The sequence below is a fragment of the Streptomyces sp. NPDC058470 genome, from assembly GCF_042721055.1.
In the GTDB taxonomy this organism is placed as follows: Bacteria; Actinomycetota; Actinomycetes; order Streptomycetales; family Streptomycetaceae; genus Streptomyces.
This window is the reverse complement of sequence record NZ_JBHXMF010000011.1, coordinates 96,847-111,356: the sequence shown is the minus strand read 5'-3', so window position 1 is coordinate 111,356 and position 14,510 is coordinate 96,847. Positions and strand designations below refer to the sequence as shown.

Below are 14,510 nucleotides of genomic sequence, written 5' to 3'. Positions count from 1 at the left end.
CAGCCGGTCTCGGGCCGGGATGACCTTCGACCGGTGTGACCTTCGGCCCGTGCGGGCCGGGTGCCGTCAGGTGCCCGGCTTGCGGCCGTACACGTAGACGTCGTCGCCGTTCTTCAGCAGCGACCAGTACTTCTTGGCGGTGGTCGTCGTCATGTTGACGCAGCCGTGCGAGCCGGGCGGGTTCCACATGCTCAGGCCGACCGAGTGGAAGGCCTGGCCGCCGTCGAAGAACTGGCTGTAGGGCATGGGCACGTCGTAGATGTTCGAGACGTGGTCGATGTCCCGCCAGTAGATCTTCTTCAGCCCGGTGCGGGTCTCGTAGTTGTTACGGCCCGTGCGGACGGGGACCGGCCCGTAGACGAGCTTGTTGCCGTCCTGGATCCAGCTGAGCTGAAGCGTGAGGTTGACGCAGGCGATGCGGCCCTTGTTGACCGGGCACTTGCCGTCCTTGTTGGGCTTGTTGCCGACGGCCTTCTGCTTGTTCATCAGGTCCATCACGCCCCAGGTGACGGATCCCGCGTACCCGATGTTCGGGGTGATGCCGTGCTTGTTCTGGAAGGCCTGGATCGCCTTGCAGTCGGCGGTGGACTGCCGTCCGTCGACCGGGCGGCCGAGGAACTTCTCCACCTGCTTCTGGTACGGGCCGACGCTTGTCGTACAGCTCGCGGCCTGCGCGGGCGCCGCGCCCAGCACGAGTGTCAGCGGCGCGACCAGTCCGGTGATGCCGAGCGCGATGGCTCCGCGTCTGCGTATGTCCCCCATGACGGACCTTTCCCTTGCGTTCTCTTCGCATCCTTCGCGATGTCCGACTGCTAGACCCGCGTCGGGGGGTATGCGTTGTAGGGGCTGGTCAGGCTGCGACGAAACGGTGACATTACGCGGCGCCGAGCACCCCCTGCGCAGATCCACCGCCCGCGTGAGCCGTGCCGGGCACGGACCAGTTTCCCTCAATTGGACCGGGATTCTCGCGTGCCGTCCGCCTACCCTGCCGCCATGCACCGCACACTCGCCGACGACCTCGACCGGCTCCCCGAACTCCTCCAGTCCGCCCGTGACTTCGCCGCGAGGGAGGTGAGCGGGCTGGCCGACCGTCCGGTGGCACACCTCGGCAAGGCGCCCGACCGCGAGCCCCTACCGGCCGTGGGGATCGGTGCCGAAGGCGCGCTGGCCCGCTTCGCCGAGCGCTGGGCCCCGGGCTTCTCCGGCTCCGCCGGCCCGCGCTATCTCGGCTTCGTCACGGGCGGCGCGACACCGGCCGCGCTCACCGGGGACTGGCTGACCAGCGCATACGACCAGAACGCGTCCGGGGGCGGTGACTCGTCCGCGAGCGCCCTGGAGCGCGAGACGCTGGGCTGGCTGCGCGAGCTGTTCGGGCTGGACGAGGAGCACAGCGGTGCCTTCGTGACCGGGGCGACCGTCTCCAGCACGGTCGGTCTGGCCATCGCGCGGGAGTGGCTCGGCGAGCGCCAGGGGGTGTCCGTGTCGCGGGAGGGCGTCGGTGCGCTCGGTCCGGTCGACGTGCTGTCCGGCACTCCTCACTCCAGCATCACCAAGGCGCTGTCCGTGCTCGGCATCGGGCGGGACCGGCTGCGCTCGGTTCCCGTGCTGTCCGGGAACCGCGAGGCGATCGACGTGGAGCAGCTCGCCGCCGCCCTCGACGCGCTCGGCGGACGCCCGGCGATCGTCGTGGCGAACGCCGGGACCGTGAACACCGTCGACTTCGACGATCTGCGGGCCATCGCCGCGCTCAAGGAGCGGTACGACTTCTGGCTGCACGTGGATGCCGCGTTCGGCGGCTTCGCCGCGCTCTCACCCTCGTACGCCCATCTCGTCGAAGGCCTCGACGCGGCAGACTCCGTCTGTGTCGACCTGCACAAGTGGCTCAACGTCCCCTACGACGCGGCCGTCCAGTTCACCCGCCGACGGGACCTCCAGGTGCGGGTCTTCCACAACGCCTCGCCCTACCTCGGCCTGCCACCGGCGACCCCGACTTCCTCCACCTCACACCGGAGAACTCCCGTCGGCTGCGCGCCCTGCCGTCATGGTTCGCGCTCACGGCGTACGGACGTGAGGGGCATCGCGAGATCGTCGAGCGGAACGTCGCACTCGCCCGGCACCTGGGCGAACGCATCGAGCAGGAACCGCGGTTGAGACTCCTCGCGCCGGTCCGGCTCAACGTCGTGTGCTTCACCCTCGCCGAGGACGCGGACGAGGGCGCAGGCGCGGGCGTGGGCAAGGAGCGGGTGCATGAGTTCGCCCGGACGATCGCCGCCTCGGGCGAAGCCTTCGTCACGCCGACGTTCTACGGCGGGTCTCACGCACTGCGGGCTGCGTTCAGCAACTGGCGTACGTCCGAGGCCGATACGGGCCGGGTGTTCGACGCCCTGAAGCGCCACAGCGGTGTCGGACGGTCCTGAGCGTCGCCCCGCTGCCGGAACGCCTGGCGGAAACGGGTGTTGACCGCCGACAGGCCCCCGTCCACGCACAGAAGGTGTCCACGGCGTACGCGACAGCCGCCTCGACCGACGTCCGCTCCCCCACGCCGCACAGGAACGCCTCGGCCCGCGCGCCCTGCTCCCGGATCGCCGCCGCCGTCTTCTCCGCCTAGGCCAGGTCCACGTCCGTTGGGACGGACGGCGGTGCCGTGATCGTCAGGGCGACAGATACCGTGCGCTCATGTCCGCGTTCATACAACAACTCCCGGCGCTGATCGGCGTGGTCGTCGGTGCTCTCGGCTCGTATCTGGCCGTCATGCGGGGCGAACAGGTCCGGTTCCGTCGCGAACGGGCGGCTCGCTGGGAGGAACGGCGGCTCGCGGTGTACTCGGACTACGCGACGTCCCTCAAGAGGGCCGTCACCCTGACGTACCGCATCGCCTCCCACCTCGGGAACGACCCTCACCCGCACCCCTTGTCCCCCGAGGACGCCGCTCCCCTGCTGGCCGAGGCCACCGTCGGCCGGGACCCGGCAGGCGAGACACTGCTGCTGCTGGGCACGCAGGAGGTGGTGGACAAGGCGCGGGTCTGGGTCCTCTCCGTCATCGACATGGAACGGTTCCTGAGCGAGCGCGTCCACGATCCGGGGGCATGGCAGGTCCTGCTGGACCGCCAGCGCGCCGGGCGCGAGGAGTACTACGCGGCGGTCCGCAGGGATCTGGCGCTCCCGCCCGGCCACTCGGCGCACTGGGAGATCCCGCCGCCCCCTGCACGCGGGTGACCTCAGCGGTACCCCGTCGCGTCCGCCGCCTTGCCCACGTCCTGGACCTCGACCATGTAGCGCCAGGCGTCCGGGCGGCTGCCGTCACGGTCGGTGAAGCCGTACACCTGAGCGAGCTGTCCGCTGGAGAGCGAGTCGCCGTTCCAGCGGGCGACGTCAGGGTCGGCGGCCAGCGCGGCGACGGCACGGCCGACGTAGAAGGGTGTCTCGGAGATGCCGAAGTGCGGGACGCGCTCCAGGGCGTCGCGCCAGTTCTCCTCGGTCACGCCGAAGGTCTCGAGCATCATCTCCGAGCGGAGCCAGCCGGGAGTGAGTGCGACCGCGGTGGCTCCCCGCGGGCCCAGCTCGTGGCCCAGCGCGAACGCCATACGCAGGACGGACGACTTGGCGAGGTCGTAGAAGAAGGAGACCCGGTAGGTGTTCCGGTTGTACTCGGCGGTGCCGTCGGTCATCTCGACGACCAGTCCGCCGGGGTTGCGGAGCAGCAGGGGAAGCGCGTGGTGGCTGGTGATCGCGTGCGTCTCGACGGCGAGGCGCAACAGCCTGAGGCCCTTGTCGAGGTCGTGTTCCCAGACCGTCGACTCCCACTCGAAGAGCGTCTCGCCACCCCAGACGTCGTTGACCAGGACATCCAGGCGGTCCTGCTCGTCCGCGATGCGGGCGACCAGGGCCTCGACCTCGGAGGGCACCAGATGGTCGGTGGGTACCGCGATGCCGCGGCCGCCCGCCGCCGTGACCAGCTCCGCCGTGTCCTCGACGGTCTCGGGGCGGTCGTACTCCGATCGCTTCGCGCGCGTGCTGCGACCGGTCACGTAGACGGTGGCGCCGGCCGCGCCGAGCTCCACGGCGATCCCGCGCCCCGCGCCCCGCGTCGCCCCGGCGACGAGGGCGACCTTGCCTTCCAGCGTGTTCTGCAGCGGCCCCGACATGTCCGACCTCCGTGCTCGTAGCGCTCACGCGATGCCTTCACGCATGCGTCCCTACGAGGGTCCCGCGGAAGCCGGACATCTCCTGTCGTCTTTCTCCGGCGCGTCGAGGTCAGTGACCGCGCGCGATCCACTCCTCCAGGTGGGGGGCCTCGGCGCCGATGGTCGTGGAGTCGCCGTGTCCCGTACGAACAGTCGTGTCGGCCGGGAGCGTGAGCAGCCGGTCGCGGATCGAGTCGACGATCGTCGGGAAGTGGGAGTACGAGCGGCCGGTGGCTCCCGGGCCGCCCTGAAAGAGCGTGTCGCCGGTGAAGACGGTGCCCAGGCCCGGGTCGTACAGGCAAACCGCGCCGGGGGCGTGTCCCGGGGTGTGCAGCACGGTCAGGTCGGCGCCGGCCGCCTCGATCACCTGGCCGTCCTGGAGCCAGGCGTCGGGGAGGCGGTCGGGGTGGGTCTGCTTCCACAGCGGCAGGTCGTCGGGGTGGAGCCAGATCGTGGCGCCGGTGCGCTCCGCGAGGGCGGGAGCGGCGTCGATGTGATCGTTGTGGGCGTGGGTGCACACGATGGCCAGCAGGCGCCGGTCGCCCACCGCCTCGGCGATGGCGTCGGCGTCGTGGGCGGCGTCGATGACGATCGCCTCGTGGTCGTTCCCGACGATCCACACGTTGTTGTCGACGTCCCAGGTGCCGCCGTCGAGCGAGAACGTGCCGGAGGTGACGAGGTGTTCGATACGCGTGGTCATCACAGCACCACCACCGAACGCAGCACGTCGCCGTGGTGCATCCGCTCGAAGGCGGGCTCCACCGCGTCCAGGGCGATCGTCTCGGTCACGAAGGCGCCCAGGTCCAGCCGCCCTTGCAGATGCAGGTCGATCAGCAACGGGAAGTCGCGGGAGGGCAGACAGTCGCCGTACCAGGACGACTTGAGGGCTCCGCCGCGCCCGAAGACGTCGAGCAGCGGCAGTTCCAGCTTCATTTCCGGCGTCGGTACGCCGACCAGCACGACCGTGCCCGCGAGGTCACGGGCGTAGAACGCCTGCTTGTACGTCTCCGGGCGGCCCACCGCCTCGATGACGACGTCGGCGCCGAAACCGCCGGTGAGCTCGCGGATCGCCTCGACCGGGTCGCTCTGCGCGGAGTTGACGGTGTGCGTGGCGCCCAGCTTCGACGCGGTCGTCAGCTTCCGGTCGTCGATGTCGACCGCGATGATCTTCGCCGCACCGGCAAGCTGGGCCCCGGCGATCGCCGCGTTGCCGACCCCTCCGCAGCCGATGACGGCGACGGAGTCGCCCCGGCCGACGTTCCCGGTGTTGATCGCGGCGCCGATGCCCGCCATGACGCCGCAGCCGAGGAGTCCGGCCACTGCCGGTGACACGGCCGGGTCGACCTTGGTGCACTGTCCGGCGGCGACCAGGGTCTTCTCGGCGAAGGCGCCGATGCCCAGGGCCGGTGACAGCTCGGTACCGTCGGTGAGTGTCATCTTCTGCTTCGCATTGTGCGTGTTGAAGCAGTACCAGGGCCTCCCGCGCAGACAGGCCCGGCAATTCCCGCACACCGCACGCCAGTTGAGGATGACGAAGTCACCGGGAGCAACGTCCGTGACGCCCTCGCCGACCGACTCGACCACGCCCGACGCCTCGTGGCCGAGCAGGAACGGGAAGTCATCGCTGATGCCGCCCTGTTTGTAGTGCAGGTCGGTGTGACAGACCCCGCAGGCCTGGATCTGAACGACGGCTTCTCCCGGCCCCGGATCCGGCACGACGATGGTCTCGACACGCACCGGCTCGTTCTTGCCGGGTGCGATCACGCCCCGTACTTCCTGCGCCATGTTGATCAGCCTTCCGTAGGTCGACGTAGCCTCGGAGCCCGCGTCCGATCCGACCGGCGATCAGGCACAGGCTCTCCGACCGACCCTACGGCGTGACCGACTGGTAGAAGGCCAGGTGATGCGCGGCCGCCTCGGTCCAGGTGTGGCGGGCGGCCAGCTCCTGGCCGGCCTCCGCGCGGGCCGGATCGGACGAGTCGAGGGCCCGGCCGAGTTCGGCGGCAAGGGATCGCGGTGAGTCCCCGAACCGGGCGGCCGGTCCGAACACCTCACGCAGCACCGGTAGATCCCGGACTACCAACGGGACCCCGGCCGCGAGCGCCTCCATCGCGGCCAGCCCGAAGCCCTCCTTCAGGGACGGGAAGGCGAAAGCGTCGGCGGCGGCGACGAGTGCGGGCAGTTCGTCGTCGGCGACGGCTCCAAGGACCATGGGCTGCACGCCCAGCTCCGCCGCCCGGGCTTCCCAGCGGGCGCGGTAGTCCCGGTAGTCGAAGAGGGTCTCACCGCCCGCGATCACCAGCCGTACGCCGGGGTGTCCGGTACGCAGCGACGCGTACGCCTCCAGTAGGTCGAGCGATCCCTTCCGCGGCTCGATGCCGCCGACGGTGAGGATGTAGGGGCCGAGCCGGGAGCGCCAGGCCGCGCGCGCCGCCGGGTCCGTGGTCGCGAAGCGCTCGTACGCCACGCCGTTGGGGATGACCGCGGGCTTCAGGCCCCACCCGTCGGCCAGTTCGTCGGCGACCGACCGTGAGACGCAGATGTGCGCGTACGGCTCGGCGATGGCCCGTTCGTGGCAGGCGGCGAGCTCGGGGGTGGTGAAGTGGTCGAGGTGGTGGACGGTGCGGACGCAGCGGCCCGCCGCGTTGGCGCTGATGCAGTCCTGGGCGTGGACGATGTCGTACGCGGTCGGGTCGAAGGCGTCGCGGAGGGTGGCGATGGAGCGCAGGATGCGTGCGCCGACCGTCTCGTCCGGCGGCCCGTCGGGGAACGGCACGACGCGCAGACGCACGGCCCGGTCCACCGGCCGGAAGAAGCCGGAGTCGCCACCGCGGCCGAGCGTCCAGACGGTGACGTCCTCGCCGGCAGCTGCCAGCGCCTCGGCGAGCGCGAGGGTGTGCACGACGCCACCGCGCGGCTTGGTGGAGTAACTGAGCAGGGCGATCCTCATGAAGGCACCTCCCAGTAGGTGGCCGGACGGCGTTCGCGAAGGTGGCGGTCCATCCCGGCGGCGACGCTGATCAGGGCGATCGTCACGAAGGAACCTCCCGGTACGCGGCCGGACGGCGCTCCCCGAGGTGGCGCAGGACGCGGCGGGCGCGGTCCATCTCCGCGGCGACGTCGACCTCGGCGACGGCGAGGCCGGCCTTGGCCCAGGTGCGGGCGAGGATGTCGCCGCCGGGGCCGACGACCTTGGACTGGCCGAGGAAGCGCATGCCGCCCATGGTGCCGGTCTGGTTGGAGGAGGCGAGGACGACCTGATTCTCTGCGGCGCGTGCCTGGTCGTACAGGTCGAAGAGTTTGGCCTGGCGGTCCTGGGCCATGCGCGGGGCCCGGTTGGTGATGCTGGTGGGCCAGGCGGACAGGCAGGCGAGGATCTCGGCTCCGTCCAGGGCCAGTGAGCGGGCGGACTCCGGGAACGTCTTGTCGTAGTCGATGAGCATGCCGATCCGGCCGACCGGTGTGTCGAAGGCGTCGAAGCGGTCGCCCGGCGCGTACGCGGCGACCTCACCGGCCGGGAGGTGGACCTTGCGGTGGCGGCCGAGGACGCCGTCGCCGCTGACGCACACGGCGGCGTTGTAGTGCTCGGTCCCGCCGTCCTCGCAGTAGCCGACGCAGACGACCATCTCGGCGGCGAGACGGGCGACTTGGAGGATCAGCGGGTCGTCCGGCTTCAGCGCGGGCGGCAGGGCGTCGGGGTCGGGGTGGCGCAGGTCGGCGAGGTAGCCGCCGAGCGCGGCATCGGGCAGGACGAGCAGTCCGGCACCCGATTTACGCGCGTCATCGATGAGTTTCGCGATGCGTGCGAGGTCGAACTCCAGGTCGCGGCCGAAGTGGGCGGCGGCGGCCGCGATCCGGATGGTGCTCATGGGCTGACTGCTCCTGCGTGCGTGTAGGTTTCCGGGCGCCTGTCGCGCAGGTGCCCCATCGAGCGGCGGGCGGTCTCCAGGGCCTGGGCGACGTCGACTTCGGCGATCGCCAGACCCGACCCGACGCCGGTGTCGGCGAGGATCTCGCCACCCGGGTCGACGACCTTGGCGCTGCCGACGAAGCGTAGCGACCCGAAGGTACCCGCCTGGTTGGCGGAGATCCACACGATCTGGTTCTCCAGGGCGCGAGCCCGGTCGAAGAGGTCGAAGCGGCGCTTCCAGCGGTCGTTGACCAGGTCCGTCGTGGCGTGGGTCCTGGCGCCCGGCCAGGCCGAGACGCAGACGCCGATCTCGGCGCCGTCAAGCGCCAGCGCACGTGCGGACTCCGGGAACGCCTTGTCGTAGCAGATCATCATGCCGATCCGGCCGACCGGTGTGTCGAAGGCGTGGAAGCGGTCGCCGGACGCGTAGCTGACGTCCTCGCTGAGCGGCTGGTGGACCTTGCGGTGGTTGCCGAGCACGCCGTCGCCGTTGACGCAGACGACGCTGTTGTAGCGGGCGTCGCCGTCGGCCTCGCAGTAGCCCGCAATGACGGTCAACTCCCCTGCCAGGGCGGCCAGTCGGCGAATTTCGGGGCCGTCCAAAGCGAGCGCGGGCGGGCCCTCGTCGGATGCGGAGTCGTCGAGGCTGAGCAGATAGCCGCCCAGGCAGGCCTCCGGGAGGGCGAGAAGCCCGACGCCCTCGGCCCGCGCCTCCTTGATCAGCCGTTCCACTACGGCGAAGTCCTCTTCAAGGTCCCGCCCGAACTCGGCGGAGACTGCGGCCATACGAAGGGGGCCTGTGCGGTGGGTGGCTGTGCGGTGCATGGCTGTGCGGTGCGCACTCGTGCTGTCGGTGCTGATGCCGTCGGCGCTCGTGCGGCTCACGCTCGTACGAGCGGTGTCCGTGCGCTCGGCGCCCACGCGACCGGCGCCCGCCCCGTCGACGCCCGCACGATCGGTGCTCATGCCGTCGGCGCCTGTCGGGCGGGCGGCCACGCGATCGGTATCCATGCCGTCGACGCCCATGCGGTCGGTACTCATGCGGTCCCCATTCCGGTCACCGGTCCGGTGACGGCTTCGGTGATCTCTCCGTCGGGCCAGCGCAGCCCGACCCCGTGTCCCACGGTCAGCTCTCCGCAGCGGGCCCCTGCGGCGGGACCGGCGGGGAGGGGTGGCGCGTCCGGCTGGTCGGCGGTGAGCATCGCGAAGCCCGGGAAACAGGTGAGCCAGTCCCCCATGGCCGCCGCTGCGGGGCGCGGCACAGCGGCCACGTCGAGCACGGCGCCACAGCCACTCGCCTCGGCGAGCATGCCCAGGGTCCCGGCGATCCCGGCCATCGACACGTCCTTCGCGGCGGCGGGCCGTACCGCCGCCACCGCCCCGGTCATGGTGCGGAGTTCGTCCCCGCGGCGGTGGCTGGACGAGTCCCACTGGCGCCCCCGGTAGCCCTGGCGCCAGCCGCCATCCAGGTCCGCGGTGAGGCGCACCGCGTGCCCCGGACGCCCGCCGCCGCCCGGCACCGGGTGGTCGGTGCGGCCGAGCGCGGTCACGGACAGGGCGGCGGGCACGCCGAGTTGGGTGTGTCCGCCGAGCACCGGGACGCCGTACGCACGCGCCGCGCGGCCGAGCCCGGCGAGGATCCGGGACGCGTGCCAGGCGTCCTTCGCGCCCACCGCATCGAGCAGTCCGACGGGTGAAGCGCCCATCGCGGCAAGGTCGTTGACGTTGACCAGCACCGAGCACCAGCCTGCCCAGTCGGGGTCCCGCTCGACCATGGACGGCACGATCGCGTCGCAGGCGGCGATCACATCCGTACCGACGACAGGTGCGCCGTCGTCGCCCACGTAGCCGAGTGGCGCCGGCGTCAGTGCGCGGAGCAGGGGGCCGAGCGGGGCCTTGGTGGCCTCGGCCTGCGCGGCGATGCGGCCGATCGGCCACCGCATGAGGACATGCGGACGGTCCGCGAGCACGACCTCCCTGACGGGCTGCCAGCCAAGCCGCTTGAACAGCAGTTGATTTCGGACCTGGACGGTGGCGTCGAAGCGCAGGACGCCCTCGGCCTCCGCCCGTGCACAGGCGGCCCGCACGAGGGCGGCTCCGATCCCCTGCGGGCCCCTGGCGCCGGGTGCGACGACCAGCCGACCGCCCGCCCACCATCCGAGGTCCGGGCCGTCGTCCGCGGGGCCGAGCCGGACGCCTCCGAGGACGGCGCCGGAACGGTCCCTGGCGATCAGGACCAAGGTGCGGGGGTCGTCGTCGCGGTCGTCGAGGTCATGGCCCGCGAAGAGCCCCTGTTCGTGGACGAAGGTGTCCCGGCGCAGCCGTCCGTAGGCCCTCAACTCGCCCTTGTCCGAGGCCTCTTCGATGTGAAAGCCGGGCTGTCGTGCGAGTGTGCTGCGATCGCCGAGCAGCGCGAGGATGTCCTCCGCGCTCTCCACCACCACGGGCACGGTCGTCGTCGATCCGTCGAGGTACACGGCTCACCCACCCGCCGTCCTGAGCACACTGCACGCCCCGCAGGCCGCGCAACCGGCCTGCTGGTCCGCGCCGTTCATGTCCGCCGCGCGCAGTTTCGCCGCGACGCCCTCGGTGACGTACCGCAGCAGCGCGGCGCTGGGAGCCTCCGCGCCGTCGCGGGCGGCCAGCGTGCCGCCCATCGGGCGGAAGGGGACGACGAACGGGTACACCCCTCGGTCGATCAACCTCCCTGCTCCCGCGATGAGTTCGTCGGGGTTCTCACCGAGACCGACAAGCAGGTACGTGGAGACACGGTTGGTCCCGAACACCCGGACCGCCTCGTCCCACGCGGCCTCGTACTCCTCCAGGGGTACGGTCGACTTGCCGGGCATCCAGCGCCGCCGTACCGCGTCGTCGAGGGACTCGACATGGATGCCGATGGCCGTCGCCCCGGCGTCGTGCAGCTCACGGATCCACACCAGGTCGCCGGGTGGTTCGCACTGCACCTGGACGGGCAGTCCCGGCACCGCTTCGAGGACGGCGCGCACGGACCGTACGAGATTGCGGGCACCCCGGTCCGAGCCGGTGGTCGTGCCGGTGGTCATCACCATCTGCCGCACCCCGTCCAACCGGACGGCCGCCTCGGCGACTTCGGCGAGTTGCGCCGGGGTCTTGGCGGCGACCGTCGCACCGGAGCGCAGGGACTCCTCGATGGTGCAGAAGCGGCAGCGGTCGGACTCGGCATAGCGGATACACGTCTGTACGACGGTCGTGGCGAGGACGTCGGCGCCGTGGAGACGGGCGATGTGCTCGTACGGGGTGCCGTCGGCGGTGGTCAGGTCGTAGAACCTGGGGCGCTGTACGGCGGTCAGGGTCAGGCCGGTGTCGTCGTCGCCGAGCCATACGCGGCCGTCCCGGACGGAGTAGGGGCTGTCGGGGTTGCGGGGCAGCGCCGCGTTGGCACCGTCGACGAGGACGTGCCCGTCGTCGCTGGGTCCGGCGCCGTCGGGACGCCGTACGGGAGCCTCCAACCGGACTCCGTGGAGGGCGAGTTCGGCGCGGGTCGTGATCCGGACATCGACCGGACCCGCCCCCCTCGTCTGTGTACCGGTGCCAACGCTCATGGCTCGCCCCTCAGAGCTGGTAGGTCGAGTTGATGATGGCGCCCTTGCGCGCGTAGTGGATCAGCGCGTCCTGGACGTCGAGCGGGTGGGTCGGGATGACGCCCTCGATCAGGTCCTCCTCGCGGGCTCCGTGCAGGGAGAGCCCGAAGCGGCAGCAGTAGACCTTGCCGCCCTCCCCGAGGAAGGTCTTGAGCTGGTTGTTGATGTTGTGCTCGCCCGGGAAGGCGGAGTTGCCGACGGTCGGAAAGCCGCGTGTGGCAAGGCAGTTCAGCGAGCCGGGGCCGTAGAAGTAGATGGCGGTCTCGAAGCCCTTGCGCAGGGCACGGGTCGCCTGCAGGACGGCGACGAAGGAGACCGAGGACTCGTGGGCGATGCCGTGGACGAGGGTGAAGTACGTCTCGCCGTCCTCGGCCTTGTAGTCGGGGAAGACCTTGGTGTCGCCGTAGATGCTGGTGCCCTCGGGGAGGGAGGGGTGCGGGATCTCGGTGAGGGACTTCTGCTCGATCTCGCTGAGTTCGACGGTTTCCGGCATGGCTGTCTCCTTGGGCGTGTTGGTGAGCGAGGGTTGTACGGGGGTCGGAGAAGGTCGTACGTGGGTGAGGGGTGGGCGGGTCAGTCGTAGAGCGTGGCGAACGTGTCCCGGAAGACCCGCTCGCCGAGTTCGCCGCCGCCGGCCGCGGCGGTCATCCGGGCGTACTCGCCGGCGAAGTCGCCCCAGGGCTGGTCGCTGGCGAAGAGCACCCGGTCGTGGCCGATACCGCGGTGCTCGATCTCCCGGGCCAGCCAGTACGGGGCGAAGCCGATGGCCCAGGAGAGGTCGGTGTAGACGCGCTTGCCCGACTCGATCCAGTCGAAGAAGCGGGAGCCCACGAGTTTGATGTGGCCGCTCATCCCGCCGCCGAAGTGCACGAGGTGGACGGCGACTTGATCGGCATACCAGTCGACGAGGTGGCCCACCTCGTCGATGTCGGAGGCGGCGCCGGGCGAGGTGTGCACATGCACCACGAGGTCCAGGCGCGCTGCCTCGTGGAAGATCCGGTCGAGGAGCGGGCGGCAGTCGGGGTCGGTGGGGCGTCCGCCGAGGAGGAAGCTGAGTTTGAGGGCGCGTACGCCGTCCTCGCGGGCCAGGGCGAGGGCGTGCGCGGTGCGGTGCTCGTCCGCGGGGCGCGGGGAGACCCACAGGCCCGCCCGGATGCGCTCGTCGGTCTGGGCGGCTTCGATGGCCAGCTCGTTGAAGGAGAAGGCGATGTCGGGGTCGGGGACGCCGTAGTTGGGGAGGACCAGGGCGCGTTCGGTCCCTTCGGCGTCGAGGTCGGCGAGGAGCTGCTTGACGGTGGCGCGGGCGGTGGTGTCGGGGTTGACGGGCGGTCCGCCGTAGAAGGGGTACGCCGGGAGGACACCGATGTGGCGGTGTGCGTCGAAGACCATGAAGTCCGTGCTTTCAGCCGACGGGGAGTGCGGAGGCGAGCTCGGTGGGGGCGCCGGTGAGGGTGCCGCAGACGTCGGCGAGGCGGCGCGAGGCGTCGATGTGGCCGGCGAGGAACTCGGCGTCCCGGCCGACGGCTTCGAAGCGCCCCGAGCCCCACGAGAACTGCCAGGGCAGGCCCAGGAAGTACAGGCCGGGGGTGCTGGTGACGCCTCGCCAGTGCATGGGGTAGCCGCGGCCGTCGAAGACGGGTATCTCGATCCACCGGTGGTCGCGGGTGAAGCCGGTGGACCAGATGACGGAGGTGATCTGTGCCTCGGCCAGGTCGAGCGCGGCCGGCTGCTCGGTCGGCTCCCACACGGGTACGTAGCGGGCCTCGTCCGGCGCCGACAGGCCCCGCTCCGTGATGTGTACGTCTATGGCGTCCTTGATGCCCTCGGCCACGGCGTCCGCCCGGTCGAGGTTGACCTTGAGGTCGTCGGCGAACTCCAGGGTCCCGCCGTCGATGCCGGTCAGCCGCCCGTACAGGCGCATTCCGTCGCGGGCGAAGGCACGGAGGTCGATGTCCCTGCCGCCGTCGCGCCCGGTGACGTAGTGGTTGACGCGCATCCGGACGGCCGCCGCGTCGTCGAAGTGGTCGATGCCCTTCGCGTAGTGGCCCATCTCGTCGAGCCAGGCGACACAGTCCCGGCCACGGTAGAAGCGGGCCACCCGGGGTGCGCTGCCCACGGCCAGGTGGACCTGGCGCTCCGCGAGGTGCAGATCCTCGGCGATCTGGCAGCCGGACTGTCCGGTGCCCACCACCAGGACGGCGCCTTCGGGGAGTTGGGCCGGGTTGCGGTAGCGGGAGGAGTGGATCTGCTCGACCCCGCCGGGCAGCCGCTCGCCCATCCGCGGGACGGCAGGAGTGTGGTATGGACCGGTGGCGACCACCACCTGATCGGCGGTGAACTCCCCCGCACTGGTGGCCAGTTCGAAGACGCCGCTCGGGGAGCGGCGCAGCCCGGTGACGGACACGCCCTCGACCAGCGGCGGTTGGAAGCGGGCGACGTACTCCTCCAGGTAGCGCACGATCTCCGTGCGCACCATGAACCCGTCCGGGTCGGGCCCCGTGTAGGGGTGACCGGGCAGTCTGCACTGCCAGTTGGGGGTGACCAGGCAGAAGGAGTCCCAGCGCCGCTCGCGCCACTCGTGGCCGACCCTGTTCGCCTCGATCACCACATGCTCGATACCGCGCTCGCGCAGACAGTGGCTGACGGAAAGTCCCGCCTGGCCACCACCGACGACCGCCACCGGATAGTGGGTTCCGTACAGCTCAGGCATGAAGTCCTCCATGCGCGGGGCGAGGTTGTCGGGGACGACCGTTGCCGGTCTCGCACCTCGCCGCTGCTTGTGGGAACCACTTCAGC

The 14,510-nt window shown here is 71.1% G+C and carries 13 protein-coding genes and 1 pseudogene; 2 read left to right on the top strand and 12 right to left on the bottom strand.

The annotated features are described in order from the left end of the window. Nucleotides 1-66 precede the first annotated feature (66 nt). The gene (locus tag ACFWP7_RS10830) at nucleotides 67-762 is read right to left on the bottom strand and encodes a L,D-transpeptidase family protein (RefSeq protein ID WP_384379327.1); all 696 of its coding nucleotides are present in this window, start codon (nucleotides 760-762) and stop codon (nucleotides 67-69) included. 231 nt (nucleotides 763-993) lie between these two features. Here ACFWP7_RS10830 and ACFWP7_RS10825 point away from each other — a divergent pair. Further along, a pseudogene (locus ACFWP7_RS10825) lies at nucleotides 994-2,417 on the top strand (pyridoxal phosphate-dependent decarboxylase family protein). 259 nt (nucleotides 2,418-2,676) lie between these two features. After that, nucleotides 2,677-3,216, top strand: coding sequence for a hypothetical protein (locus tag ACFWP7_RS10820; RefSeq protein ID WP_384379324.1), 540 nt, complete (start codon nucleotides 2,677-2,679; stop codon nucleotides 3,214-3,216). A 2-nt stretch (nucleotides 3,217-3,218) separates the two neighbouring features. Here ACFWP7_RS10820 and ACFWP7_RS10815 read toward each other — a convergent pair whose 3' ends face one another. The 11 genes from ACFWP7_RS10815 to ACFWP7_RS10765 all read right to left on the bottom strand — a co-directional run bounded on the left by ACFWP7_RS10815 (nucleotide 3,219) and on the right by ACFWP7_RS10765 (nucleotide 14,424). Next, on the bottom strand, nucleotides 3,219-4,145 hold the full coding sequence (locus tag ACFWP7_RS10815) for an SDR family oxidoreductase (RefSeq protein WP_384379321.1): 927 nt from the start codon (nucleotides 4,143-4,145) through the stop codon (nucleotides 3,219-3,221). A 109-nt stretch (nucleotides 4,146-4,254) separates the two neighbouring features. After that, entirely contained in the window at nucleotides 4,255-4,884 is a 630-nt protein-coding gene (locus tag ACFWP7_RS10810; RefSeq protein WP_384379318.1) for an MBL fold metallo-hydrolase, read from the bottom strand. Beyond that, nucleotides 4,884-5,969: an S-(hydroxymethyl)mycothiol dehydrogenase gene (locus ACFWP7_RS10805; protein WP_384379315.1), complete on the bottom strand. Its 1,086-nt coding sequence runs from the start codon at nucleotides 5,967-5,969 to the stop codon at nucleotides 4,884-4,886. The genes ACFWP7_RS10810 and ACFWP7_RS10805 overlap by 1 nt, the downstream gene beginning before the upstream one ends. Before the next feature lie 85 nt (nucleotides 5,970-6,054). Further along, nucleotides 6,055-7,134, bottom strand: coding sequence for an MSMEG_0565 family glycosyltransferase (locus ACFWP7_RS10800; protein WP_384379312.1), 1,080 nt, complete (start codon nucleotides 7,132-7,134; stop codon nucleotides 6,055-6,057). Between the two features lie 82 nt (nucleotides 7,135-7,216). Then, nucleotides 7,217-8,053 carry a carbon-nitrogen hydrolase family protein gene (locus ACFWP7_RS10795; protein WP_384379310.1) on the bottom strand — a complete coding sequence of 279 codons (837 nt, stop codon included), beginning with the start codon at nucleotides 8,051-8,053 and terminating at the stop codon, nucleotides 7,217-7,219. Continuing rightward, complete coding sequence (locus ACFWP7_RS10790; RefSeq protein ID WP_384379307.1) at nucleotides 8,050-9,135, bottom strand: carbon-nitrogen hydrolase family protein; 1,086 nt, start codon at nucleotides 9,133-9,135, stop codon at nucleotides 8,050-8,052. Before ACFWP7_RS10790 ends, ACFWP7_RS10795 begins: the two co-directional genes overlap by 4 nt. After that, nucleotides 9,132-10,571 carry an MSMEG_0567/sll0787 family protein gene (locus ACFWP7_RS10785; RefSeq protein WP_384379304.1) on the bottom strand — a complete coding sequence of 480 codons (1,440 nt, stop codon included), beginning with the start codon at nucleotides 10,569-10,571 and terminating at the stop codon, nucleotides 9,132-9,134. Before ACFWP7_RS10785 ends, ACFWP7_RS10790 begins: the two co-directional genes overlap by 4 nt. Nucleotides 10,572-10,574: 3 nt before the next feature. Beyond that, nucleotides 10,575-11,675 (bottom strand): MSMEG_0568 family radical SAM protein, encoded by a 1,101-nt coding sequence (locus tag ACFWP7_RS10780; RefSeq protein ID WP_384379301.1) that lies wholly within the window; start codon nucleotides 11,673-11,675, stop codon nucleotides 10,575-10,577. A 10-nt stretch (nucleotides 11,676-11,685) separates the two neighbouring features. Then, nucleotides 11,686-12,207: an MSMEG_0572/Sll0783 family nitrogen starvation response protein gene (locus ACFWP7_RS10775; protein WP_384379298.1), complete on the bottom strand. Its 522-nt coding sequence runs from the start codon at nucleotides 12,205-12,207 to the stop codon at nucleotides 11,686-11,688. Between the two features lie 80 nt (nucleotides 12,208-12,287). Next, the gene (locus ACFWP7_RS10770) at nucleotides 12,288-13,103 is read right to left on the bottom strand and encodes an amidohydrolase family protein (protein ID WP_384379295.1); all 816 of its coding nucleotides are present in this window, start codon (nucleotides 13,101-13,103) and stop codon (nucleotides 12,288-12,290) included. A gap of 13 nt (nucleotides 13,104-13,116) precedes the next feature. Then, nucleotides 13,117-14,424, bottom strand: a complete 1,308-nt coding sequence (locus ACFWP7_RS10765; protein ID WP_384379291.1) for an MSMEG_0569 family flavin-dependent oxidoreductase — start codon at nucleotides 14,422-14,424, stop codon at nucleotides 13,117-13,119. Nucleotides 14,425-14,510 lie beyond the last annotated feature (86 nt).

Excerpts from the sequence above, each read along its gene's own strand:
- ACFWP7_RS10820 (WP_384379324.1), top strand. The coding sequence starts at position 2,677 with ATGTCCGCGTTCATACAACAACTCCCGGCGCTGATCGGCGTGGTCGTC.
- ACFWP7_RS10780 (WP_384379301.1), bottom strand. The coding sequence starts at position 11,675 with ATGAGCGTTGGCACCGGTACACAGACGAGGGGGGCGGGTCCGGTCGAT.
- ACFWP7_RS10815 (WP_384379321.1), bottom strand. The coding sequence starts at position 4,145 with ATGTCGGGGCCGCTGCAGAACACGCTGGAAGGCAAGGTCGCCCTCGTC.
- ACFWP7_RS10775 (WP_384379298.1), bottom strand. The coding sequence starts at position 12,207 with ATGCCGGAAACCGTCGAACTCAGCGAGATCGAGCAGAAGTCCCTCACC.
- ACFWP7_RS10795 (WP_384379310.1), bottom strand. The coding sequence starts at position 8,053 with ATGAGCACCATCCGGATCGCGGCCGCCGCCGCCCACTTCGGCCGCGAC.
- ACFWP7_RS10790 (WP_384379307.1), bottom strand. The coding sequence starts at position 9,135 with ATGAGTACCGACCGCATGGGCGTCGACGGCATGGATACCGATCGCGTG.
- ACFWP7_RS10830 (WP_384379327.1), bottom strand. The coding sequence starts at position 762 with ATGGGGGACATACGCAGACGCGGAGCCATCGCGCTCGGCATCACCGGA.
- ACFWP7_RS10800 (WP_384379312.1), bottom strand. The coding sequence starts at position 7,134 with ATGAGGATCGCCCTGCTCAGTTACTCCACCAAGCCGCGCGGTGGCGTC.
- ACFWP7_RS10770 (WP_384379295.1), bottom strand. The coding sequence starts at position 13,103 with ATGGTCTTCGACGCACACCGCCACATCGGTGTCCTCCCGGCGTACCCC.
- ACFWP7_RS10810 (WP_384379318.1), bottom strand. The coding sequence starts at position 4,884 with ATGACCACGCGTATCGAACACCTCGTCACCTCCGGCACGTTCTCGCTC.
- ACFWP7_RS10805 (WP_384379315.1), bottom strand. The coding sequence starts at position 5,969 with ATGGCGCAGGAAGTACGGGGCGTGATCGCACCCGGCAAGAACGAGCCG.
- ACFWP7_RS10765 (WP_384379291.1), bottom strand. The coding sequence starts at position 14,424 with ATGCCTGAGCTGTACGGAACCCACTATCCGGTGGCGGTCGTCGGTGGT.